This window comes from Propioniciclava coleopterorum (genome assembly GCF_011393335.1).
In the GTDB taxonomy this organism is placed as follows: Bacteria; Actinomycetota; Actinomycetes; order Propionibacteriales; family Propionibacteriaceae; genus Propioniciclava; species Propioniciclava coleopterorum.
The window spans coordinates 1,819,881-1,842,645 of the sequence record NZ_CP049865.1; the positions used below are offsets into that span (position 1 = coordinate 1,819,881).

Genomic DNA, 22,765 nt, shown 5'->3' on the forward strand with positions numbered 1-22,765 from the left:
ATGCGGACGGATCCGGCCGGTGCGCCGCTGGTGCGGGGGCCGACGGCGCGCGTCCGCCGGCCCCCGCACCGCTCAGCCCAGCGTGCTCGGCGCCTTGGCGGGGACGCCGTGGACCTGCTCGCCCACGAAGCCCAGGACGACCTCGTACCAGACCTTGGCGTGCTGCGGCGTGAGGATCCAGTGGTTCTCGTCGGGGAAGTACAGGAACCGGTGCGGCGAGGCGCCGTCGGCGTCCGCGGGCAGGCCGGAGTCGCTCAGCAGCTCCCACCACAGCCGCAGGCCCTCGCCGATCGGGACGCGGTAGTCCTTGTCGCCGTGGATGACCAGCATCGGGGTGGTGATGTTCGCCACGCTGGCGTGCGGGGAGTGCTCCAGCGTCATCTGCTCGCTCATCTCGCGGCGCCAGTAGAACGGGGCGTCGGTGGTCGGGCCGAACTGGTCCAGCGCCCACAGCGAGGCGTGGGTGACGACGCCGGCGAACCGGTCGGTGTGCCCGGCGATCCAGTTGGCCATGTAGCCGCCGAACGAGCCGCCCATGGCGACCGTCTTCGAGCCGTCGACGTCGTCGCGGGCCTCGACGGCGTCGGTGATCGCCATCAGGTCGGTGAATGGGTGCGCGCCCCACGATCCCCAGCCGCGCTGCACGAACTCCTCGCCGTACCCCGTGCTCAGCGCCGGGTCGGGCAGCAGGACCGCGTAGCCCTGCGCGACCATGATCCACGGGTTCCAGCGCCAACTCCACGCGTTCCACGACGCCACCGGGCCGCCGTGGATCCACAGCGCGAGCGGCGCCTGGTGCTCGGGTGAGGCGTCGGCGGGCAGCGCCAGCCAGGCCCGGACGCGCTGGCCGTCGGCGGCCTGCGTCTCGACCTCGACCAGGCGTCCCGGCACCTCGGGGCGCTCCGTCGGGTTCGGCAGCCGGGTCACGTCGCCGGAGGCCACGTCGATCCGGACGACCTCGCTGGGGAACGCGTAGCCGGAGCGCACCGCGTAGACGGTCGCCCCGTCGGGGGTGATCGCTGCGGCCGAGTAGGCGGCGTCGTCGTGGGTGAGCTGCCGGCGCGCGCCGCCCGCGGCGTCCAGGATGAACAGCGGGCTGCGTCCGTCCTGGTCGGCGTGCACCAGCAGGCCCGAGCCGTCGGGCAGCCACGCGAGCGGGGTCGCCCAGCGGTCCCAGCCGGGCGCCAGCGGCGTCAGGTCGCCCGTAGCGAGGTCGAGGACGTGCAGGGCCCAGGACGGCGTCCGCTCGGGGGTGCCGACGCGCTCGACGTCGACGATGGCGCGGCGGCCGTCGGGGCTGACCGGGCCGGCCATGTAGCCGGTCGTGGCGTCGGGGGTCAGCAGGTCGCGGCGGGTGCCGTCGGCGTCCACGCGGGTGACGGTCTCCGAGGACTCGCCCCGGGCCGCGGGGATCGTGCGGGTGACGAGCACGAACGACCCGTCGGGCGCTGGGAACACCGGGGAGTTGAGCAGCCCGGACCCGATGCCGCGCGTGAGGTCGGTGAGGGTGGCGCGGGGCTTGTCCGGGTCGGACCCCAGATCGGGGTTCACGGCGGCGTCCGGGGTGACGGCGAAGACGTGGGGGTGGTCCGGGCCCAGATCGTGGTCCCAGAACCGGACGGGGCTGCCCGCGTGCAGGATCGCGGACACCTTCTTCTCCTTGCGCTCCTTGCGCAGGTCGGCGTCCCGCTTCTCGGGGTCATGGGCCTCCTCGCCCGCGACGGGCCGCTCGGCCGCCGGCAGGACGCCCGCGCTCACGAACACCGTGCCGGAGCCCTGCGCGACGGTGACGCCGTCCACGCCGCCCGGGCGGGCGACCAGCGTCCGCGCCTCGCCGCCGGCGGCCGGCAGCACCCACAACGCGCCGGTCGGGTCGTCGCCGTCCCGGGCGTCCGGGTCGGGCCGCGCCGAGAGGAAGTACAGGTCGTTGTCGGGGCCGTAGGCGATCCCGGACTCGCCCTTGCCGCTGCGCGTGACGCGGCGGGCGGGCCGCTCGCCGGCCGGGTCGAGTTCCCAGACGGCGTTCACGTACCTGGTCTTCGTCGGGTCGAGCGTCGAGACGACCGTCGCCAGGCGGGTCCCGTCGGGGCTCAGGGCGAGTCCGTTGAGCCGGGGGAGCGCGATGTAGGCGTCCAGGTCGTGGAAGGGAGTCTGCTGCGTCATGGCCCCATCCTGCCGCGCGGGACGGACACGCGACCCGTTGCGGCGCAGCCGTCCCCCGGATCGTGACCGGGGGCGATGCCCGGCGGCGTCAGGAGTGCGGCGGCGCCACCGGGTACTCGGGGACGGCGGACCGGATACCGGCGTCCTGGAGGGAGCGCACCGACTTGGCGAGCAGGTCGCGCTGCAGCGCCCACTGCTGGTTGGGGGCGGTCTTGGCGAGGATCGTCAGGGTGATCACGCCCGGGGTCACCTTGTTGACGCCCAGCACGGAGGGGCGCTCCAGCAGGACGTCGCCGAACGTCTTCTCGTCGAAGACGCGGTCGACGACCTCGTTGAGCACGGCGACGGCGCGGGCGGTGTCCTGCCCGGGCGCGATGGGGATGTCGATCGTCGCGGTGGACCAGCCCTGGCTGCGGTTGCCGACGCGCTGGATCTCGCCGTTGCGGACGTACCAGACCTGCCCGGAGACGTCGACGAGTTTCGTGACGCGCAGCCCGACCTCCTGGACGGTGCCGACGGCCTCGCCGGTGTCGATGAGGTCCCCGACGCCGAACTGGTCCTCGAAGATCATCAGGATCCCCGAGATGTAGTCCCGCACCAGCGACTGGGCGCCGAAGGCGAGCGCGACGCCTCCGATGCCGGACGCCGCCAGCACCGGCTCCAGCGGCACGCCGAGGATCCGCAGGATCGTCAGCGCCACGAGCACGATCAGGATGACGTCGACCGCGTTGCTCAGCACCGACCCGACCGTCTTGACGCGGGCCTCGTGCCGTGCGTTCAGGGCGCCCGAGAGATGGCCGAGCACCTTGTCGGCGCGCGATTCCTTCGGCTTGTGCTGCTCGCTGGCCTTCACCGAGGCGTTCACGCCGGTCCGGATGGCCCGGCGCAGCACGAAGCGCGCCACGATCGCGATGAGGAGCACGACTCCGATCTCGATGGCCGTGTCGGGCCAGGTCGCGGTGATGAGCGGCGTCATGCCCCCATTGTGGCGGACGTGCCGACGACCTGCCGCAGCGCCGCGTCGGGCGTAGGGTGGTGTTGCCCGCCACCACGTCAGAGAGGTGCGCCATGTCCGTGATCGAGAACTCCAAGCTGACCGTCGTGGGGGCCGGCAGCGTCGGGACGTCCATCGCCTACGCCAGCCTGATCCGGGGTGCCGCCCGGCACGTCGCCCTGTACGACATCGCCCACGCGAAGGTCGAGGCCGAGGTGCTGGACCTGGCCCACGGGACGCAGTTCACCGGGGCGACCGAGATCAGCGGCGGCAGCGACCTGTCGGTGATCGAGGGCTCGCAGGTCGTGGTCATCACCGCCGGCGCGAAGCAGAACCCGGGCCAGTCCCGGCTCGACCTGGCGGCCGTCAACGCCGGGATCATCACCGACATGATGCCGAAGCTCATGGAGGTGGCCCCGCAGGCCATCTACGTCATCGTCACCAACCCGTGCGACGTGCTGACGGCCATCGCCAAGGAGGTCAGCGGCCTCCCCGCGCACCAGATCTTCTCCTCGGGCACGATGCTCGACACCTCGCGGCTGCGCTGGCTGCTGGCCCACCGCGTCGGCGTCTCGACGGACTCGGTGCACGCGTCCATCGTGGGCGAGCACGGCGACACCGAGTTCCCGCTGTGGTCGACCGCCACCATCGGCGGGGTGCCCGTGCTGGACTGGCGCGGCCCGCACGTCGACCCCATCACCCGCGAGGAACTCGACCACATCGCCGCCGACGTCCGCGACGCCGCCTACACGGTGATCCAGGGCAAGGGCGCGACCAACTACGCGGTGGGGCTGTCGACGACCCGCGTGGTGGAGGCGATCTTCCACGACCAGCGGTCCGTGCTCCCGGTCAGCACCGTGCTCGACGACTTCCACGGCGTCTCGGGCGTGGCCCTGTCGGTGCCCTGCATCGTGGACGCGGCGGGCGCCACCCCGATCAAGGAGACGCGGTTCGACGACGAGGAGTGGCGGCTGTTCGAGGCCTCCGCCGAGGAGATGCGCCGGGTCGCCGCGGACCTGGGCCACTGAGCGGCGGCGCCGCTCAGGCGGCCGTCGGCCGCGCGGTCTCGGGCGCGTCGGACAGCGCCAGGGTGGTCAGCGCGTCGGTGAGCACCGCGTTGAAGGTCTCCGGGCGCATCGCCGTCACCAGGTGTGACGCGCGCGGCACCACCAGGAAGCTGGCCTGCGGGGCGAGCCGGCGGAACAGCCGCTCGTGCAGCCGCAGCTGGTCGAACTGCCCGTTGACGAACCACGCCGGCATCGTCAGGCGGCGGACGGCGGTGGGGAGGTCGAGCGCGGCGAGGCTGGCCAGGGCGGCGTCCTGGGCGTCCAGGGCGTAGCCGCCCGCGGCGAAGTCCCCGCGGGTCGCCACCGGCAGCGTCGCGGTGAGCGCCAGCCGGGTGAAGGCGAGGCCGCGCCCGGGGAGCCGGTCGACCGCCTTGAGGACGCCGCGGTAGGCCTTCAGGCCGAAGCCGCGCGGCAGCGACGTGCAGGACGCCGCGACCAGCCCGGCCAGCGGCGGGCGGGGGTGCGAACCGGCATAGGCCGTCGTAAGCAGGCCGCCCATCGAGTGCCCCACGAGGAGCACCGGCCCGGACGCCGCGGCGGTCCGGACGGCCTCGTCGATGGTGGCCAGGGCGGCGTCCAGCGTGAAGGCCTCGGCCCGGCGCTCCCCGTGCCCGGGAAGATCGACCGCCGTGCCCGTGACGCCGAGCGACGCGACGTGTTCCAGCTGGGGTCGCCACATGGTCCGCGAAGTGCGGATGCCGTGCACGAAGACCACCTGGGGAGCCATGGATCCAGGCTAGCGAGCCGCCGCAGAAGCGGTAGGGGCCCACGGTCTCCCCCGCTCGGCCGGCGGTGGCGGCCGGCGGCCGGGCGGGGTGCTGCCGCGGGCTCAGGTGCCGTCGGACGCCGCCGCCGTGGCCGGCCGCGCGCCCGCGTCAGGCGCCCGCGATCGCGTCGGCGAACCAGCGGGTGAGCGTCGTCGGGTGGGTGATCGCGGTGCCGACCACGACCGCGAACGCGCCGCGCCGCATGGCCTCGGCGGCCTGGGCGGGGGAGTGCACCCGGCCCTCGACGAACACGGGCAGCGCCCCCAGCGCGACGACCTGGTCGACCACCTCCCAGTCGGGGCCCTCGGTCGGGGGGCGCTCGCCGGTGTAGCCGGCCAGCGTGGTGCCGAGCACGTCGACGCCCGCCGCCACCGCGGCCTGCGCGTCGGCGACCGAGCCGCAGTCGGCCATCACCAGCACGTCGGGGAAGGCCGCCCGCAGTTCGGCGACGGTCTCGGCGAGCGTCCGGCCGTCCGGGCGCGGCCGGCGGGTGCCGTCGAGCGCGACGATCTGCGCGCCCGTCTCCGCGACCGCCAGGCAGTCCGCCAGCGTCGGGGTGATGAACACGCCCTCGCTCCCGACCTTGACCAGCCCGATCACCGGGACGTCGATGGCCGCGTGCATGGCGCGCAGGTCGTCCAGGCCCTTGCCGCGGATGCCCACGGCGCCGCCGGCGACCGCGGCCTGCGCGATCTGCGTCATGGTGCGCGGGTCCAGCATCGGCTCGCCGGGGTAGGCCTGGCACGACACGACCAGCCCGCCGCGCAGCGCCTCAAGGATCTCGTTCATGGTTCCTCCACTCGTCAGATGTCGTGCGGCCCGGCGAACACCGCGCTCGCGGCGCCCAGGAGCGCGGCCGCCTGCCCCGCCGCGGCCGGGACCACGGGGACGCCGGCCAGCACGTCGATCAGTTCGGCGCGCAGGGTGGCCTCGAACCGATCCCACCACAGCGGCCCGGCGTCGACCAGGCCGCCGCCGAGGACGACCAGTTCGGGGTCGAGCGTCGTGACGATCCCGGCGACGCCGCGCGCCAGCCCGGACGCCGCGGCGTCGATCGCCGCGAGCGCACGCGGGTCGCCGGCCCGGGCGCGCTGGAAGACGGCGCGGGTGTCGGCCACCTCGGCCGACCCGCCGCGCGCGAGGTAGCCGCGATGGATGGCCGGCCCGGCGGCCAGGGCCTCGAGGTGGCCGGTGCGTCCGCACGGGCAGAGCAGCCCCTCGGCGCCGGGGGCCGGGACGTGGCCCATCTCGCCGCCGACGTGGTGCGCGCCGGTCCGCAGCCGTCCGTCCACGACCACCGCGCCGCCGATCCCCGTTCCCGCGGCCACCATCAGGAACGTGGACGCCGACGCCGCGGCCCCCACCCAGGCCTCCCCGAGCGCGTGCGCGTCGACATCGTTGCGGACCTCGACGACCACGTCGCCCAGCCGGTCCCGGACGCCGGCGCGCAGGTCGGTGCCGACCCAGTCGCGGAACGTGGAGGTGGCGGACACGATCACCCCGGCCCGGGCGTCCACGGCGCCCGCGGTCCCGATGCCCACGCCGGCCAGGCGCGCGCGTCCGGCCGGCCCGGCGTCGGCGGACGCCGGGGTGGCGAGCGCGGCGCGCACGGCCCCGGCCACGGCGCGGGCGACGGTGTCGAGCACCGCGTCCGGGCCGACGGCCGCCGGGGTGGGCAGCGTCACGATCGGCCCGACGTCGCCGCCGACCGAGACCACGGCGGCCGAGGTCTTGGTGCCGCCGAGGTCGACCCCGACGACGAGCGGGCGGGTCGTCACCGCGTCAGGCCGACCTCGTCGAGGATGGCCACGATCTGCTCGGTCTCGGCGTCGGTGAGGCCGCGCATCGGGGCGGGCATCGTCGGGGTGTCGATGATCCCCAGCGCCGCCGCGGCGGCCTTGAAGGCGCCGATCCCGGCGGCGTCGCCCGAGCGTCCCTGGGGCACGAACGCGATCTCGAACAGCCGGGCGAGCCGGTCCTGCTCGGCGCGGGCGGCCGTCCAGTCGCCCTCGGACGCGGCGCGCCACAGCCGGGCGTAGCCGGCCGGGTCGACGTTCGCGAGCCCGGGGACCGCGCCGTCGGCGCCCAGCAGGGCCATGCCGTCGACCATCACCTCGTGGCCGGTCGACAGCGACAGCGGGCTGCCCGCGGCGCGGTTGGCGGCCACCAGCCTGCGGAAGGCCACGTCGTCGCCGGAGGAGTCCTTGACGCCGGCCAGGACGCCCTCGCGGCCGAGCTCGACGAGCATGTCGACGCCGAGCTTGGTGTGGACGCGGACGGGCACGTCGTAGGCGACGACGGGGACCGAGACCGCGCGCGCCACCAGCCGGAAGTGCTCGGCGATCTCGCCGGCGTCGTTGAGCGAGTAGAGCGGGGCGGTGACCACGACGGCGTCGGCGCCGCGGGCCTCCACGTGGCGGGCCTGGTCGATGACGCGGGCCGCGGACATGTCGGGGGTCCCGACGAAGACGGGGACGCGGCCGGCGGCCAGCGCGACCACCCGGTCGACGACGGTGTCGCGTTCGGCGTCGGTCAGGTACGCGACCTGGCCGGAGGAGCCCAGCACGAAGACGCCCGAGACGCCGCCGGAGATCAGGTGTTCGACGAGGCGGTCGAGGCTGTCGAGGTCGAGGGAACCGTCCGCGCGCAGCGGGGTGAGGACGGGCGGGACGATGCCGTTCAGGAGGGACATGGCTGGGGACTCCTCAGAGTAGGGACGGAACCGCGCTCAGCAGAGTGCGGGTGTATTCGTGGTGCGGGTCGGTGAACAGCTGGTCGGCGGGGCCCGTCTCGACGATCCGGCCGGCGTACATGACCGCCATCCGATCCGAGACGTAGCGGACGGTGGAGATGTCGTGGCTGATGAAGACCATGCCCAGGCCCAGCTCGTCCTTCAGGTCGGTGAGCAGGTTGAGCACCTGGGCGCGCACCGACACGTCGAGGGCGGAGGTGGGTTCGTCGGCGACGATCACGTCGGGCTCCAGCGCCAGGGCGCGGGCGATGGCGACGCGCTGCCGCTGCCCGCCCGAGATCTGGCGGGGCAGCACGTCGAGGGCGGACTCGGGCAGCCCGACGAGCCGCAGCAGGTCCCGGACGCGGTCCCCGCGCTCCTCCGGCGTCCCGATGCCGTGGACGCGCAGCGGGTCGACGAGCTGGTCCCGGACGGTCATGCGCGGGTTGAGCGCAGTGGCCGGGTCCTGGAACACGACCGAGACCGAGCGGCCGAGCGTCCGGCGGGTGGAGGCGTCGTAGTGCAGGGGCTGGCCGTGGAACAGCACCTCGCCGTCGGTGGGGTGCTGCAGCCCCACCAGGACGCGCGCCAGGGTCGACTTGCCGCAGCCCGACTCGCCGACGATCCCGACGGTCTCGCCGCGCGCGATCGTGAAGTCGACGTCGTTGACGGCGTGCACGGTGCCGGGCTTGAACAGCCCGCCGGTGCGCGTCCGGTGCACGACGTGGACGTGGCGCAGCTCCAGAACCGGCGCCGGCGAGGTGGGCAGCCCTTCGGGACGCCCGGGGGTGCCGTCGGCGGGCAGTTCCGGGGTGGTCGCGACCGGGATGGCTTCGCTCATCGGACGTCCTCCAGTTCGGGGTGCGCGGCGTACCGGTGGCTCGTGCCGGGCACGGTCACCAGGTCGGGGCGGACGTCGAGGCCGACGTCGGGGTGCGAGGAGCGCGGGGCGAACCGGTCGCCGCTGACGAACTCGCGGGGGCTCGGGACCACGCCGGGCACCTGGTGTAGGCGACCGGTGCCGGCCTCGATGGACAGCACGGAGCCGAGCAGGCCGCGGGTGTACTCGTGGCGGGGGTCGGTGAGCAGGTCGAACGTCTCGCCCGACTCCACGACCTGGCCGGCGTACATCACCGTGATCTTGTGGGCGACCTGCGCGACCAGCGCCAGGTCGTGGCTGACGAACACCATCGCGAAGCCCAGCTTCTCGCGCAGGTCGTTCAGCAGCTCGATGACCTGCTTCTGCACCGTCACATCGAGGGCGGTCGTCGGCTCGTCGGCGATCACCAGTCTCGGGTTGCGGGTCAGCGCCATCGCGATGAGGACGCGCTGCCGCTGGCCGCCGGACAGCTCGTGCGGGTAGGAGTTCAGCGTCCGGGTGGGGTCCAGGCCGACGAGCTCGAGGAGTTCCTCGGCGCTGCGGCGCCCGCCGCGGGAGGTGAGCTGCTTCATCTGCGCCTTGATGAGCATCGACGGGTTGAGCGAGCTCAGGGCGTCCTGGTAGATCATCGCGATCTCGTGGCCGCGCAGCGCGTTGTGCTCCTTGGGCGACAGCGCGAGCAGGTCGGTGCCGTCGAAGAGCACCTGGCCGGACAGCTGGGCGGTCTTCGGCAGCAGTCCCATGATCGCCATCGAGGTGATCGACTTCCCGCAGCCGGACTCGCCGACCAGGCCCATCGTCTCGCCGGGGCGGACCGTGAAGTTGACGTGGTCGACCACGTCGACGTCGCCGTGCGCGTCCGGGAACCGGATCGACAGGTCGCGCACCTCCAGCAGCGGGGCGTTCGCGCCGACGAAGACGAGTCGGTCGTCGCGGGCGCGCTCGGCGGAGGCCAGGGCGGCCAGCCGGTCGGCCAGCGGGACGACCTCGCCCTGCGCCTCGGCCGGCGTCCCACCCGCGCGGGGCGCCGAGGACGCCTCGACCGGGTCGTTGAGCTTCACCTTGCGGGCCCGCGGGGCGACCATCGCGTCGGTCATGCCCTCGGAGAGCACGTTCAGCGACAGCGTGGTGATGAGGATCGCCAGTCCGGGGAAGAACGTGGCCCACCAGCCGCCGATCAGGAGCAGTTGCTTGCCCTCGGCGAGCACGTTGCCCCACGACGGGTTCGGCGGCTTCACCCCCGCGTTGATGAACGACAGGGACGCCTCGAACACGATCGCGTCGGCGACCAGCACCGTGGCGAACACCAGGATCGGGGCGATGCAGTTGCGGGCGACGTGCCTGGCGAGGATCCACGGCGTCGAGGCGCCCATGACGCGGGACGCCGAGACGTAGTCCTCGCCGAACTGCGCCAGCACGTTGGCCCGGACGACGCGGGTGAGCTGCGGGGTGTAGAGGAACGCGATCGCCAGCACCAGCACCGGGATCGAGTTGCCCCACCCGGCGACGAACACGGCGGCCAGCGCGATGCCGGGGAAGCTCATGACGATGTCGAGGATGCGCATCAGCACCTCGGAGACCCACTTGCCGGCGGTCGCCGCGATCGAGCCCAGGATGGCGGCGGCGACCAGCGCGACGGCGGTCGCCGCCAGGCCGATCACCAGCGAGTTGCGCGCGCCGTTCAGGACGCGGGAGAACACGTCGCGGCCCAGGGCGTCCGTGCCGAACCAGTGCTCGGCGCTCGGCGGCAGCGCGGGGACGCCCGAGGCCAGCGGGTTCACCGTGACGAGCGGGGCGAACAGCGCCCCGAGGACCACCACGCCGAACACGATCAGCGCGATCCGCGATCCCAGGGGGAGCGCGCCGAGCCGCAGCCCGGGCCGGGAGAGCTTCTCGGTGAGGGTGCGTCGCATGTCAGACCGTCCTGATCCGGGGGTTCACGATGACGTAGAGCACGTCGACGATGATGTTGATGGCGATGAACGCGATGGCCACCGTCAGCGTCACGCCCTGCACGAGGAACACGTCGTTGCGGGTGACGCCGTCGAGGATGAGCTGGCCCATCGCCTGGATGTTGAAGATGATCTCGATGATCACCGCGCCGCCCATCAGGTAGCCGACGCGCAGGCCCAGCACCGTGATGGGGGTGATGAGGGCGTTGCGCAGCACGTTGCGTCCGACGACCACGGGCATCGGGATGCCGGCGCCCACGGCGGTGCGGACGTAGTCGCGGTCGAGTTCCTCGACCACCGAGGTGCGCACCACCCGGATCAGCGAGCCGGCCACGGGGACCGCCAGCGCGATGGCCGGCAGCGTGATGTTGTTGATCCAGATCCCCGGGTCCTGCGAGAGCGGCACCCAGGTGTCGATCACGGCCGGATACAGCCCGGCGCCGCCCGGAACCGTGGACAGCGCCTGGATCAGCAGCAGGGCCAGCCAGAACGACGGGGTGGCCAGCGCGGCGATCGACAGGACGCGGATCAGTTGGTCGGGCCAACGGTCGCGGTACAGGGCCGCGGCGACGCCCAGCAGCAGCGAGATCACGATGGCCAGCGCCAGGCCGACCAGGGTGAGCTGCAGCGTCACCGGGAACGCCTTGGCGATGAACTGGGTGACCGGGGTGTTGCCCGAGGACGTGCCCAGGTCACCCTGCACCAGCCCGCCGAGGAACCGCACGTAGCGCAGCAGCAGCGGGTCGTTGAGGCCGTGGTCGCGGCGCCAGTCGTCCAGGTCCTTCTGCGAGGCCGATTCCCCGAGCGCCAGGCGCGCGGGGTCCGCGGGGAGAACGACATCACGAAGAACACCAGGAAGGTGACGCCGAGGATCATGATGGGCAGGGCGATCAGGCGTCTCCCGATGAGACGCAGCAAGGTGGTCACGGATTGCACTCCTTCTCGGGGCCCGGGAGTGGGCTCGCCGGGGGTGTGCGCGGGGCCCGTCGATGGGCCCCGCGCGCCGCACGCGGCGGTGGGGTGTTACTTGGTGCTGCCGGTGTCGAGGAACGCCAGGCCGGTCAGGGCGATCGGCTTGAAGTCGACCAGCGACGCCTTGTCGTAGCCCGACGTGGCCTTGCGGTGGAACAGCGGGTACAGCGGGATGTTCTCCGAGAGCAGGTTGAACGCCTTGCCCCAGATCGCCTTCTGGTCCGCCTTCTCGGCCTTGAGGCCGTCGGCCAGCAGCGTCTGCATCTGGTCGTAGGACGGCTGGCCCTTCCAGTGCATCCGGCTGTCGGTCCACACGTCCCCGGCGAACCACCAGCGCATGAGCAGGTCGGGGTCGTTGCCGAACACCGAGGGATCACCGGGGGCCACGACCACGTCGAAGGCGTCCGGCTTGCCGTCGATGGTGTTGTAGACGTCGGAGGACTTCTTCTCGGTGAAGTCGACGCTCATGCCGATGGCCTCCAGGGCCTCCTTGATCAGCGGCGTGATCTTCTTGACCCAGCCGTGGTCGGTGCACAGCAGGCGGAAGCTCTTCAGGCCGGTCTCCGCGAACAGCGCCTTGGCCTTCTCGGGGTCGTAGGCGTAGACGGTGGACGCCTTCTGGTAGTCCGGGTGCGTGTCCTGCAGGAAGGACGTCGCCGGGGTGGCGTTGCCGAGGTAGGCGGTCTGGATCATCTTGTCCAGCGGCAGCGCGTAGAAGAACGCCTGACGGTTCTTGACGTCGTTGAACGGCGCGGCACCCATGTTGAACATCGTGAACAGCAGCGAGAAGCCCTGCTCGGCGGCCACGGTCGAGGACTGCTGCAGCGTCGCGATGGACAGGTCGGGCACCAGATCCATCGCCTGGACGGCCTTGGAGGTGAGCGCGTTGGTGCGGGTCGCGTCGTCCGGCATGATCTTCCAGACCATCTGCTTGGCCAGGGCGGGACGCGAGCCCGTGTAGGCGTCGTTGCGCTCGAACCGGATCTCCTTGGAGGTGGCCGAGTTGTCGGTCATCTTGTAGGGGCCGGTGCCGACCGGGTTGGCGTCGAAGGCCTTGGCGTCGGCGGAGGCGACGGCCTTGGGGACGATCTTGACCACGGCGACGCGCTCGGCGACCAGCGTGACGGGGTAGGCCAGCTTGATCGTGACGGTCTTGTCGTCCTTGGCGGTCACGCCGGAGACGAACGGGATGAACTGGCGGTACAGCGACTTGTTCGCCGGGTCGAGGACGCGCTCGAACGAGTACACGACGTCGGCGGTGGTGACGGGGCTGCCGTTGTGGAACACGGCGCCGTCGCGCAGCGTGGCCTCGTAGGTGGTGTCGTCCACCTTCTTGGGCAGTTCCTTGGCCAGCGCGGCGTACACCTCGCGCTTGCCGCTGGGCAGGATCTCGGTGAGACCCTCCATGGTGTGCCAGTTCGCGGCGACGGTGAGCGCGGCGGACGTGGTCATCGGATCGAAGCCGTTGGTGCCCAGCTCGTAGCTGATCGCGGCCGTGATCGTGCCGTCCTTGTTCACCGCGGCCGCGGTGGCGCCGGGCGTCGTGGTGCCCCGCTGCGCAGGCGTCGTGCCGCAGGCCGACAGCGAGCCGGCGAGGGCCGCGGCGGCACCCAGGGCGCCGCTCAACTTGAGGAAGCCACGACGAGTGGTGGCGAGGGACCCGTTCTCCATTGAATGCTCCTATGATGTCGGACGTCTGATGTCTGACGTTGTGTCATTATAGGCATGGAACCAGCCGAAGGAGCAAGGGATGAAACAGGACCGCCATGACGGGGCGCGTGCCACGGTCACGGCCATCAAGGACCTGATCCTCGCCGAACACCTCAAGCCGGGCGACCCGATGCCGACCGAGGCCGAACTCGTGGATCGGCTGGGCGTCTCCCGCTCCAGCGTGCGCGAGGCCGTCCGGACGCTCGTGGCCCTGGACATCCTCGAGGTGCGGCACGGGACCGGCACCTTCGTCGGCCAGTTGTCGCTGCGTCCGCTGGTGGAGGGCATGGTCTTCCGCGGCGTCCTGCTGCCCGGCGACGACCTGTCGGTGCTGCGCGAGGTCGTCGAGGTGCGCCGCGGCCTCGATCTGAGCCTCGCCCCGCGCGTGGTGGAGCGGCTGTCGGGCGCGGAGACCGACGACCTGCGCGACTGCGTCGAGCAGATGAAGGCGCTCGCCGCCCAGCACACGACCTACCCGGTGCAGGACCGGCAGTTCCACCTCAACCTGGCCGAGCGGCTCGGCAACGCGCTCTACGGCCAGCTCGTCGCGGCCTTCTGGGACATCCACACCACCGTCGCCCCGCGGCTCGGGGTGGTCGGCCAGCGCGACCTCGACGTCACCGCCGCCGCGCATGGCGCGATGCTGGACGCCGCCGTGAGCGGAGATCTCGAGGCGTACCGGGCGGCCGTCGAAGCGCACTACGATCCGATTCTGAGGGTGCTCGACGAACGGCACCCGGCTCCCGTCTCCTGAGGAGGGACAGCGCCATGATCCGACTCCGCGCCGCCCGTGTGTTCACCGGCCACGAGATGCTCAGCCCCGGCGAGCTCGTGATCGAGGGGGAGGCGGTGGTCGCGGTCGGTGCCCCCGAGGAGGGTCCGGGCGAGGTCGTCGACCTCGGCGACGTGACGCTTTCGCCCGGCTACGTCGACGCGCACAGCCACGGCGGCGGCGGCTTCTCCTTCGTCGAGGACGCGCTCGCGGCCGCCGCGCTGCACCGCGCGCACGGCACCACGTCCATCGTCGCGTCCCTGGTCACGCAGTCGATCGACGAGCTCGACGACCAGGTCCGCGCCCTCGCGCCGCTGGTGGACGCCGGCGAGCTGGCGGGCATCCACCTCGAGGGCCCGTGGCTCAGCCCGGCCTACAAGGGCGCCCACCCCGTCGACCGCCTGCGCGACCCCGCCCTGGACGAGGTGAACCGCCTGCTGGACGCCGGCGCGGGCACGGTCAAGATGGTGACGATCGCCGCCGAGCGCGAGGGCGCGCTGGAGGCCATCCGCAGCATCGTCGAGCACGGCGCCGTCGCGGCGCTGGGCCACAGCGACTGCACCTACGACGAGGCGCGGGCCGCCATCGACGCCGGCGTCACGGGCGCCACCCACCTGTTCAACGCGATGCCGGGCCTCAAGCACCGCGAGCCCGGCCCGATCCTGGCGCTGCTGGAGGACCCGCGGGTCTGGTGCGAGCTGATCGTCGACGGCGTCCACCTGCGTCCCGAGCTCGCCGCCTGGGTGATGTCCTTCGACCCCCGGATCGTGCTGATCACCGACGCCATGGCGGCGGCCGGCTGCGAGGACGGCGACTACGTGCTGGGCGAACTCCCGGTGGAGGTGCGCGACCACATCGCCCACATCGCCGGGACCGACACGATCGCCGGCTCGACGCTCACCCTCGACCGCGGCGTGGTGAACTCCATCGCCGCCGGCGTCGACCCGATCGTCGCGCTGAAGGCCGCGACCAGCCATCCGGCCGAGTACCTGAGCCTCTCCACGGTGGGCACGTTCGCGCCCGGCACCCGCGCCGACGCGGTCGTCCTCGGAGCGGACTGGTCCGTCGAGCGCGTCCTGTACCGGGGCGCCTGGCAGGACGCCGCCCGGGCCTGAGCGCCCGAGCGGCGGCCGCCTGCTGCGCAACCGCCGCGGGCGGGCGTCGGGCCCCGACCCGGCGGTCGGTCAGGCCGTCGCGTCCACCGGCGGCAGGTCGGCCACCAGCGCCGGCAGGGCGTCCTGGATCGGCTCGCGGATGATCGCCGAGGCGAGGTAGTCGTAGGGGGTCTCCTCGGCGTTGAGGATCACGACCTTCGCCGCGTGCCCGAACGCGTACGGCACGAGCCCGGCGACCGGGTGCACGGTGAGCGAGGACCCGATCGCCAGCACCAGGTCGGCCTGCTCGGCGAGCTCGACGGCGGCGTCCAGGATCTCCCGGTCGAGCGGCTCCTCGAACAGGATCACGGTCGCCCGGGTGATGCCGCCGCACTCCGGGCAGCGGGGGTCGGGGTCGCCGGCTTCGACCCGGGCCAGCATGGCCGCCATCGCGCCCGTGGCGCCGCAGTCCTCGCAGCGCCAGGCGCGGGCGTTGCCGTGCACCTCGTGCACGAGCCGCGGGGTGGACCCGGCGAGCAGGTGGAGGCCGTCGGTATTCTGCGTCACGATGCCGGCCAGCCGGCCGGAGTCCTCCAGGTCGACCAGCGCGAGGTGGCCCGCGTTCGGCGTGGCGGTGCGGGCGGGGGAGTGGGCGCGGGCCTGCCAGGCCTTGGCGCGCACGTCGTCGTCCTCGAGGTACCACGACAGGGTGGAGATCCTCTCGGCCTCCGGGTCCTGCGTCCAGCGGCCCTGCGGACCCCGGAAGTCGGGGATGCCGGAGGCGGTCGACAGCCCCGCCCCCGTCAGGGCCAGGATCCGGCGGGAGTGGGCCACCAGGTCGCGGGCGGTGGTCAGGTCGGTGTCGGTCACGGCGGGCTCCTTCCTCTCGCCCCATGCTCTCACCGTCGGACGCCCGCGCCGGACGTCGGGGTCAGGGGCGCCGCCGCGGGGGATGCGTGACGACCCAGGCGGCCACGGCCAGCGCCGAGAACCCGACGAGGGCGGTGACGCCCGCCACGACCGCGGGGTCCGGCCGTGTGGAGCGGGGAGCGGGCCGGCGCTGCGGCGGTGAGGGCGGCGTCCAGGGGTCGCCGAACCGGTCCCGCAGGTCCTGGTCCTCCACGGGCTGGGCCGGGAGGAAGCACCAGTTGGCTCCGTAGTGGCCCGCACCGCCGTAGCCCCAGAGCGTGAACGTCGAGCCGACCTCGCGCCTGCCCAGCCCGCAGGCGGGCCCTTCGACGTTGGCGTCCATCGTCACCTCGGGCAGGTGCTCGCCCTTCCAGACCCGCTCGACGCCCAGCACGTGGCGGGCCTGCGTGCGTCCGGGCCCCTGGTACGCCACCTCCAGGACGGTCACGTCGGCGATCAGGTCCGCCGCGTCCATGAGTTCGCTCGTGGTCAGGGGCCGGCAACTGCAGGCGTGGGCCGGCGGCGCGGTCGTCACCTGCGCCCAGCCCAGCGCGCCCAGCATCATCCAGAACGCGGCCAGGAGCGCGGGCAGCCGCCGTCGGGTGGGCATGGGTCCATTCTGCCCTCACGCCGGCCTCTTCGCAGCCCGGCGTCGCCGGCGTCGTGACGCTCCGGCCCGGCTGGGGACGGCCGCCCCGGGACGCCGTTCTCCATCCGGTTGCCGCCCCGGGGTGCACCGAGGTTGGGATCGGGGCGGTGGCCGAGAGAAGATGGGAGGGGGGTCGCCCCAACCCCCGGGATCTGAGGTTCAGCATGCTTCACCACCAGGGCGCACGCCGCGCCGCCGCCATCGCCGCCATCACGGCCCTGACGTTGGCCGGATGCGCCAAGGTGCCGCCGGGTGCGCCCGCCACCCCGGCGCTCGTCACGCCCACGTCCACGCCGACGGCGACCGAGCCGTCGATCACGCCGAGCCCGTCGGCGACCGACGCCTCCCCGACGGCGACGCCGCCCACCGGCCCCACGCCGAGCGGGAGCCCGACCGCGACGGGCACCACGACGCCGCTGCCGGCGGGATGGGTGACCGGCAAGCCGGTCGAGGATCGCAGGATCCCGCCGGGTCAGGGCCACGCGTCGGGGCCGAACACGACCGACAAGGTCGTCCTCACCTTCGACGACTGCCCCAAGACGCTGGACGACATGAAGAGCACGGTCACCGCGATCGAGGCGCTGGGCGTGCGCGTCGTGCTGTTCCCGCTGGGCAACTGCATCGCCAAGGGAACCTTCGACGTGGACTTCGCCCGCCAGCACGGGATGTTCGTCTACTCGCACTCGGTCAACCACCCCCAGCTCACCAAGATCTCCGACGCCGCGATCCTCAAGCAGCTCAAGCCGCCGGCCGTCCAGGGCACGTGGCTGCGCCCGCCGTACGGCGCCGCCAACGCGCACGTCGCCTCGGTGGTCGCCTCGGCCGGCATGAAGATCTGGCTGTGGGACTTCGACACCGAGGACTGGCGCGGCAAGCCGCAGGACCAGCTCGTGAGCGAGGTCGTCCAGTACTCCGAGCCGGGCGACACCGTGCTGATGCACATGCAGTGGCACGGCTTCAACGCCGACGCCGTCGCGAAGATGAAGCAGGGCCTGGCCGCGCGCGGCATCGAGCTGTGCGGCCTCAACGGCCCGGCGACCGCGACGGGTCCGTTCAACTGCTGACCCGCCGGCGGGCCCGTCGCCCGCCGGGAACAGGCCCCGTCCCACGCCGGGAATAGACAAGAACGCTCCGCGGATGACCCAGGAGCGAACATGCAGATCGGCGTCTTCTCGGTGAGTGACATCACCACCGATCCCACGACGGGGACCACGCCCACCGAACACGAACGGATCCAGGCTGCCGTCGCGATCGCCAAGAAGGCCGAAGAGGTCGGACTGGACGTCTTCGCCATCGGCGAGCACCACAACGAGCCGTTCTTCTCGTCCTCGCCCACGACCACGCTGGGCTACATCGCCGCGCAGACCCAGGACATCGTCCTGTCCACCGCGACGACCCTGATCACCACGAACGACCGGTCAAGATCGCCGAGGACTTCGCGATGCTGCCCTGGCCGACGGCCGCGTCGACCTGATGATGGGGCGCGGCAACACCGGCCCGGTCTACCCCTGGTTCGGCAAGGACATCCGCCAAGGCGTCAACCTGGCGGTGGAGAACGACGCGCTGCTGCGCCGGCTGTGGACCGAGGACGTCGTCGACTGGCAGGGCAAGTTCCGCACGCCGCTGCAGGGGTTCACCTCCACGCCGCGGCCGCTGGACGGCGTCGCGCCGTTCGTGTGGCACGGCTCGATCCGCACCCCGGAGATCGCCGAGCAGGCCGCCTACTACGGCGACGGGTTCTTCCACAACAACATCTTCTGGACCATGGACCACACCAAGCGGATGGTCGACCTGTACCGGCGCCGCTTCGAGCACTACGGTCACGGCGCGGCCGACCAGGCCATCGTCGGGCTGGGCGGGCAGTTCTTCATGCGCCGCAACAGCCAGGACGCCGTGAACGAGTTCCGGCCCTACTTCGACAACGCGCCGGTGTACGGCCACGGCCCGTCGATGGAGGACTTCACCTCCCAGACGCCGCTCACGGTCGGCTCGCCGCAGCAGGTGCTGGAGCGCACCCTGTCCTTCACCCAGGAGGTCGGGCACTACCAGCGCCAGCTCTTCCTGATCGACCACGCCGGGCTGCCCCTGAAGACCGTCCTGGAGCAGCTCGACCTGCTGGGCGAGATCCTCCCCGAGCTCCGCAAGGGGTACGCCGAGGGCCGGCCTGCGCACATCCCGGACGCCCCCACGCACGCCTCGCTGGTGGCCGCTGCGCAGGCGTCCGGCACGCTCACCGGCGACCACACGCCCGCCGGTTCCGACGACGTCACGGGCAAGTCGCCCTACGACGAGGCCTGAGGAGGTTTCCACCATGAGCTACCTGCTGGTGATCAGCGCGGGCATGGGCGTCCCCTCGTCCACCCGCCTGCTGGGCGACCGCCTGGCCGGCGCCACGAACGAGGCGGCCGCCGCGCCGCTGGAGGTCAGGACCCTCGAGCTGCGCGACCTGGCGGTCGACCTGGCCCACCACTACACCTCGCACATCGCGAGCCCGGCACTGCGGGAGGCCTTCGACCTGGTCGGGCGCGCCGCGGGCGTGATCGCCGTGACGCCAGTCCTGAACGCCGGGGTCAACGGCCTGTTCAAGCTGTTCTTCGACCTGTTGGACGAGGGCGTGCTCGCCGGCCGCCCGGTCCTGATGGCGGCGACCGGCGGCACCGCCCGCCACAGCCTGGCCATCGACAACGCCATGCTGCCGCTGTTCTTCTACCTGAAGGCGGCGGTGTCGCCGACGGCAGTGTTCGCGGCCACCGACGACTGGGGCTCGCCCGACTCCGGACTCTCGCGGCGGATCGCCGCGGCGGGCGCCGACTTCGCGGCACTGGTCGCGTCGCGTCCGGCGACCGACTACGCCGACGAGTTCGCCGACGTCCCGGACTTCGCCTCGCTCCTGGGCTCCTGACCCGGTGCCCGCCGCGGCCGTCGCCGTCGGCGGGCTCGGGGGTCAGTTGGCGTGGGCGATGACCTTGTCGTAGAGGATGCCGAAGCGCTCCATGCGTCGGTGGTAGTAGTTCAGCCGGTCCGGGTGCGGGACGAACGGCTCGCCCTTCGGGGCGGGCGCCGCCTCGGCGTCCGGGGCCAGGAACGGCAGCGTGGACAGCGCGGTGCCCCGCAGCGTCGAGCGCTTCAGCGTCAGCGGCACCACCGGGACGCCGACGGCGTCCGCGACCATCTGCAGCAGGCTCGGCAGCGTCGCGGCCACGTGCCCGGTCGCGACGATCTCGCGCGGCTGTCCGGTGACGGCGATCAACTCGCGCAGGATCCGGACGTAGGACAGCGCGACCCCCTCGATGGTGGCCCGGTAGAGCTCGACCGGCGTCGTCGCGGCCGAGACCCGGTGGAACACGCCGCGCGCCTCGCCCACCCAGCCGGTCGAGCGCTCGCCGGAGAACCACGGCAGCACCACCGGGAGTCCCGGGGCAGGATCGGCGGCCAGGGCGGCGTCCAGTTCGTCGGCCGGGGGCAGCCTGAGGGTCGCCTCGAGCCAGCTGACCGCGCGGCCCACGTCGTTGAGGGCGCCCCCGAGGATCGAGCTGTGCTCGTCGACGCGGTTGCACCACAGGCCGCGGGGAGGTTGTCCAGATCGCCGGAGACCAGGACGCGGAACGCGCCCGACGTCGCCGCCGAGAGTACGGCGGTCGAGGCGTCCACCGAGCCGGCGCCGATCGACTGGGAGTGCCCGTCCGAGATCGGCGCGAACCACACCGCGTCCGCCAGTTGGGGCCAGCGCTTCCCCACGGCCCGCCGCGGCTCCAGCGGCTGCAGCGGGGAGGCGATCGGGGAGAGTTGCTCCCGGTCGACCCCGACCAGGTCGCACAGCGTGGTGTCCCAGGTCCCGTTGCGGCGGTCCAGCATGCCCGTCCAGGCGGCCGTGGAGGTGCCCGCCGCCGTCGTCCCGATCAGCTTCAGCCAGGCGTACTCGCCCAGGCTCATCCAGCGGCGCACGCGGTCGAAGGTGCGCGGATCGTTCTGCTGCAGCCACAGGAACCGCGGCGGCAGGTAGCCGGTGTGCTGGCGGGTGCCGGTCCGCTGCTGGGTGTCGTCCTCGTTGAGGATGCTCTTGAGGTAGTTCACCTGCGGCGCGCACCGGCTGTCGGCGTAGGTGTAGCAGGGCGTGATGGCCGCGCCGTCGGCGTCCACCCCGACCAGGCTGGACGCGAAGGTGTCCAGCGCGACGCCGGCGATCGGCCCGTCGAACTGCGCCAGGACGTCGTCGATGGCCTGCCCGATCTCCTCGGTGACCTGGTCGGGGTCGATCGTGGACGTGCCGTTGGCGAGCGTGCGGAACGCGTGGGGGCGCTTGGCCTTGAGCTTGCGCACGGGCCGGGCGCGGGCGTCGTAGAGGCCGCTGCGCGTCCCCGAGCTGCCGACGTCCAGGGCCAGTACGAAGGGCCCGGTGGCCTGCGCGGGGGTGACGTCCAGGGTTGCGGTCACGGCTCCTCCAGGGGTTGCGGGACGGCCCCACGCTAGCCAGGCCGGACGGTGCCGCCCGGGAAGGCTTGGCCGGCGAGACGCGTAGGCTGAAGCCCGTGACTCAGCAGACCCCCGAGGGGCGGCGCGCCGACGCGCTGCGGATGGCGGAGATGGCGGCCGCCGGCAAGCGCGCCGAGGCGATATCCGCCCAGGCGCTGATCGACGACTTCGTGGCGACGGCGCGCTCGCGCGGTCTGCCCACCGAGCGGCTGATGGCGACGCAGTTGGACGGCCGCGTCGTCAAGACCGACAAGCAGGGTTGGTACCTCAACAAGAAGCGCTCGGTCGCGATCGGGGAGGGGGGCGAGTGGTACGTCCTCACGGTGCCCTCCACGACGTGGGGCCGGTTCACCGGGGTGAAGCTCCAGCCCTCCCAGCCGGAGCTGGTCGTGGCGCGTGGGGGCCGCGACGGCGAGTCCGGCGACCTGGTGGAGTTCCTGCAGCGCGTGCTGGACGTGGCGGACGGGGCCGGCTCGGATGGGTGACCCGTTTCGGGTGGGCCGCACGTGTCGGGCGGTGAAATGCCCTGAACGTACGGCGCCGAGGGACTGCGGCACCCCAACCAGCAGCCCCCCGGGCTGAAACTGAGATTATGTCAATGCTCTCTCAGGTGCAATCCCTGTGGGGTTACTCGCGTTCAGATGGCTCAGTCGCCGTTCTCGGCTCAGCTTGAATGGTGAATTTGTCAGTCCGACTGATGAAGGCGTGGGGGAGGGGGGAGGTCTCCCCGTGGCGTCCTCCCAGGGGTGACAGGGCTGCCCGCGACCGCCCGGTCCTTCCGTGGGGCGACGCCCGGACGCCGACCCTCGGCGCGGCTCGCGCGGACGCCGCGGCGGCCCGCCGCGCCGCGGGTGCCACCACCTGAGCAACACCGGTTCCGCTACGGACAACACCGCGGACAACACCCCACCGCTTGGGTGGTGCCATGACTCGACATCAGCTGACTGCCACGCTCACCGCGCTCAACCGGGAGTGGGCCGCCCTGTGCCACGAGCACCGCCGGCTCCCTTCCTCCTGGCGGCTCGCGTGCGCCGGTGTCCCCGCCGACAAGGGGCTCGAGCAGGTGCTGGATGCGGTGCGCGCCGACCCGGACGCCACCCTCCTCGGGTTGCTCGCGCTGCACCGTGCCGGCGACCCGCTCGCGGGGCGCGTGGTGATCCAGGCGATGCTGGGCAAGCTCGTGCTGATGGCCGTCCGGGACGCCCAGGCGTCCCTGCCCGACTACCTCGCTGCCATGTGGGAACGTGTGGCTTCCTATCCTGTGAACCGACGCCGGCGTAGGGTCGCCGCCAACCTGGCCTTGGACACGCTCAAGTCGGTGAAATCCAACCGATGGCAACTCGGTTCGGAGTTGCCCGGGTTGCATGCGGAGTCGGTCACCGGGGCGGCGCCCGATCCGGCCGCGGCGCTCGACGACGCCGACCGCGTGCTCGCCGAAGGGGCGCGCCTGGGCGTCATCTCGGAGCTGATCCGCGCCACGATGCGCTGCGTCTACGTCGAGGGCCGCACGGGGGCGGACGCGGCCGCCGTCCTGGGTGCGACGCCGTCCGCGGTGCGCCAGCGCTGCTCCCAGGGGGTGCGGGCCCTGCGTGCCTCGGCGCCGGTGCTGGCCGGACAACTGGTCGGCTGACG

Annotated in this window: 22 protein-coding genes and 3 pseudogenes; 9 read left to right on the forward strand and 16 right to left on the reverse strand. The window is 72.8% G+C overall.

The annotated features are described in order from the left end of the window. Positions 1 to 72: 72 nt before the first annotated feature. A complete protein-coding gene (locus G7070_RS08715) occupies positions 73 to 2,163 on the reverse strand; it encodes a S9 family peptidase (RefSeq protein WP_166233416.1) in 2,091 nt (696 codons plus the stop codon). Between the two features lie 88 nt (positions 2,164 to 2,251). Next, complete coding sequence (locus G7070_RS08720; RefSeq protein ID WP_166233417.1) at positions 2,252 to 3,139, reverse strand: mechanosensitive ion channel family protein; 888 nt, start codon at positions 3,137 to 3,139, stop codon at positions 2,252 to 2,254. Between the two features lie 92 nt (positions 3,140 to 3,231). Here G7070_RS08720 and G7070_RS08725 point away from each other — a divergent pair, with 92 nt between their 5' ends. Continuing rightward, positions 3,232 to 4,185 carry an L-lactate dehydrogenase gene (locus G7070_RS08725; RefSeq protein WP_166233418.1) on the forward strand — a complete coding sequence of 318 codons (954 nt, stop codon included), beginning with the start codon at positions 3,232 to 3,234 and terminating at the stop codon, positions 4,183 to 4,185. 13 nt (positions 4,186 to 4,198) lie between these two features. Here the strand turns inward: G7070_RS08725 and G7070_RS08730 are convergent, their stop codons facing one another. The 9 genes and pseudogenes from G7070_RS08730 to G7070_RS08765 all read right to left on the reverse strand — a co-directional run bounded on the left by G7070_RS08730 (position 4,199) and on the right by G7070_RS08765 (position 13,197). After that, positions 4,199 to 4,951, reverse strand: coding sequence for an alpha/beta fold hydrolase (locus G7070_RS08730; RefSeq protein ID WP_166233419.1), 753 nt, complete (start codon positions 4,949 to 4,951; stop codon positions 4,199 to 4,201). Positions 4,952 to 5,099: 148 nt separating this feature from the next. Then, entirely contained in the window at positions 5,100 to 5,780 is a 681-nt protein-coding gene (locus G7070_RS08735) for an N-acetylmannosamine-6-phosphate 2-epimerase (RefSeq protein ID WP_166233420.1), read from the reverse strand. Between the two features lie 14 nt (positions 5,781 to 5,794). Continuing rightward, a complete protein-coding gene (locus G7070_RS08740; RefSeq protein ID WP_166233421.1) occupies positions 5,795 to 6,769 on the reverse strand; it encodes an ROK family protein in 975 nt (324 codons plus the stop codon). Continuing rightward, positions 6,766 to 7,683, reverse strand: a complete 918-nt coding sequence (locus G7070_RS08745; RefSeq protein ID WP_166233422.1) for a dihydrodipicolinate synthase family protein — start codon at positions 7,681 to 7,683, stop codon at positions 6,766 to 6,768. The genes G7070_RS08740 and G7070_RS08745 overlap by 4 nt, the downstream gene beginning before the upstream one ends. Positions 7,684 to 7,696: 13 nt before the next feature. Further along, positions 7,697 to 8,563, reverse strand: a complete 867-nt coding sequence (locus G7070_RS08750; RefSeq protein WP_166233423.1) for an ATP-binding cassette domain-containing protein — start codon at positions 8,561 to 8,563, stop codon at positions 7,697 to 7,699. Next, complete coding sequence (locus G7070_RS08755; RefSeq protein ID WP_166233424.1) at positions 8,560 to 10,515, reverse strand: dipeptide/oligopeptide/nickel ABC transporter permease/ATP-binding protein; 1,956 nt, start codon at positions 10,513 to 10,515, stop codon at positions 8,560 to 8,562. Before G7070_RS08755 ends, G7070_RS08750 begins: the two co-directional genes overlap by 4 nt. Position 10,516: 1 nt before the next feature. Beyond that, on the reverse strand, positions 10,517 to 11,278 hold the full coding sequence (locus G7070_RS08760) for an ABC transporter permease (RefSeq protein WP_246227807.1): 762 nt from the start codon (positions 11,276 to 11,278) through the stop codon (positions 10,517 to 10,519). 3 nt (positions 11,279 to 11,281) lie between these two features. After that, a pseudogene (locus G7070_RS18615) lies at positions 11,282 to 11,563 on the reverse strand (hypothetical protein); the annotation flags it as partial. A 14-nt stretch (positions 11,564 to 11,577) separates the two neighbouring features. Next, the gene (locus G7070_RS08765) at positions 11,578 to 13,197 is read right to left on the reverse strand and encodes an ABC transporter substrate-binding protein (RefSeq protein ID WP_166233425.1); all 1,620 of its coding nucleotides are present in this window, start codon (positions 13,195 to 13,197) and stop codon (positions 11,578 to 11,580) included. Positions 13,198 to 13,276: 79 nt separating this feature from the next. Here G7070_RS08765 and G7070_RS08770 point away from each other — a divergent pair, with 79 nt between their 5' ends. After that, positions 13,277 to 13,990, forward strand: coding sequence for a FadR/GntR family transcriptional regulator (locus tag G7070_RS08770; RefSeq protein ID WP_166233426.1), 714 nt, complete (start codon positions 13,277 to 13,279; stop codon positions 13,988 to 13,990). Positions 13,991 to 14,004: 14 nt separating this feature from the next. Next, positions 14,005 to 15,123, forward strand: coding sequence for an N-acetylglucosamine-6-phosphate deacetylase (gene nagA, locus G7070_RS08775; protein WP_166233427.1), 1,119 nt, complete (start codon positions 14,005 to 14,007; stop codon positions 15,121 to 15,123). Positions 15,124 to 15,192: 69 nt separating this feature from the next. Here the strand turns inward: nagA and G7070_RS08780 are convergent, their stop codons facing one another. The 3 genes from G7070_RS08780 to G7070_RS08790 all read right to left on the reverse strand — a co-directional run bounded on the left by G7070_RS08780 (position 15,193) and on the right by G7070_RS08790 (position 17,102). Beyond that, positions 15,193 to 15,972 carry an SIR2 family NAD-dependent protein deacylase gene (locus G7070_RS08780; protein ID WP_166233428.1) on the reverse strand — a complete coding sequence of 260 codons (780 nt, stop codon included), beginning with the start codon at positions 15,970 to 15,972 and terminating at the stop codon, positions 15,193 to 15,195. A gap of 61 nt (positions 15,973 to 16,033) precedes the next feature. Then, the gene (locus tag G7070_RS08785; RefSeq protein WP_166233429.1) at positions 16,034 to 16,621 is read right to left on the reverse strand and encodes a hypothetical protein; all 588 of its coding nucleotides are present in this window, start codon (positions 16,619 to 16,621) and stop codon (positions 16,034 to 16,036) included. 208 nt (positions 16,622 to 16,829) lie between these two features. Continuing rightward, positions 16,830 to 17,102 (reverse strand): hypothetical protein, encoded by a 273-nt coding sequence (locus G7070_RS08790; protein ID WP_166233430.1) that lies wholly within the window; start codon positions 17,100 to 17,102, stop codon positions 16,830 to 16,832. Here G7070_RS08790 and G7070_RS08795 point away from each other — a divergent pair. The 4 genes and pseudogenes from G7070_RS08795 to G7070_RS08805 all read left to right on the forward strand — a co-directional run bounded on the left by G7070_RS08795 (position 17,092) and on the right by G7070_RS08805 (position 19,562). Continuing rightward, positions 17,092 to 17,724 carry a polysaccharide deacetylase family protein gene (locus G7070_RS08795; protein WP_166233431.1) on the forward strand — a complete coding sequence of 211 codons (633 nt, stop codon included), beginning with the start codon at positions 17,092 to 17,094 and terminating at the stop codon, positions 17,722 to 17,724. The genes G7070_RS08790 and G7070_RS08795 overlap by 11 nt on opposite strands. Before the next feature lie 90 nt (positions 17,725 to 17,814). Then, a pseudogene (locus tag G7070_RS19875) lies at positions 17,815 to 18,012 on the forward strand (LLM class flavin-dependent oxidoreductase); the annotation flags it as partial. 121 nt (positions 18,013 to 18,133) lie between these two features. Continuing rightward, on the forward strand, positions 18,134 to 18,958 hold the full coding sequence (locus tag G7070_RS08800; RefSeq protein WP_431977890.1) for a CE1758 family FMN-dependent luciferase-like monooxygenase: 825 nt from the start codon (positions 18,134 to 18,136) through the stop codon (positions 18,956 to 18,958). Positions 18,959 to 18,971: 13 nt separating this feature from the next. Continuing rightward, complete coding sequence (locus tag G7070_RS08805; protein ID WP_166233432.1) at positions 18,972 to 19,562, forward strand: CE1759 family FMN reductase; 591 nt, start codon at positions 18,972 to 18,974, stop codon at positions 19,560 to 19,562. A 42-nt stretch (positions 19,563 to 19,604) separates the two neighbouring features. Here the strand turns inward: G7070_RS08805 and G7070_RS19570 are convergent, their stop codons facing one another. Both G7070_RS19570 and G7070_RS18620 read right to left on the reverse strand, forming a co-directional pair. Beyond that, positions 19,605 to 20,477 (reverse strand): FGGY-family carbohydrate kinase, encoded by an 873-nt coding sequence (locus tag G7070_RS19570; protein WP_348981499.1) that lies wholly within the window; start codon positions 20,475 to 20,477, stop codon positions 19,605 to 19,607. Then, positions 20,444 to 21,094 (reverse strand): annotated as a pseudogene (locus G7070_RS18620) (FGGY family carbohydrate kinase); the annotation flags it as partial. The pseudogene G7070_RS18620 and the gene G7070_RS19570, both read right to left, overlap by 34 nt. A gap of 95 nt (positions 21,095 to 21,189) precedes the next feature. On the opposite strand from G7070_RS18620, the gene G7070_RS08820 reads away from it, so the two are divergent. After that, positions 21,190 to 21,618 (forward strand): hypothetical protein, encoded by a 429-nt coding sequence (locus tag G7070_RS08820; RefSeq protein ID WP_246226959.1) that lies wholly within the window; start codon positions 21,190 to 21,192, stop codon positions 21,616 to 21,618. 440 nt (positions 21,619 to 22,058) lie between these two features. Then, entirely contained in the window at positions 22,059 to 22,763 is a 705-nt protein-coding gene (locus tag G7070_RS08825; RefSeq protein ID WP_166233434.1) for an RNA polymerase sigma factor, read from the forward strand. The last annotated feature ends 2 nt before the right edge of the window (positions 22,764 to 22,765 follow it).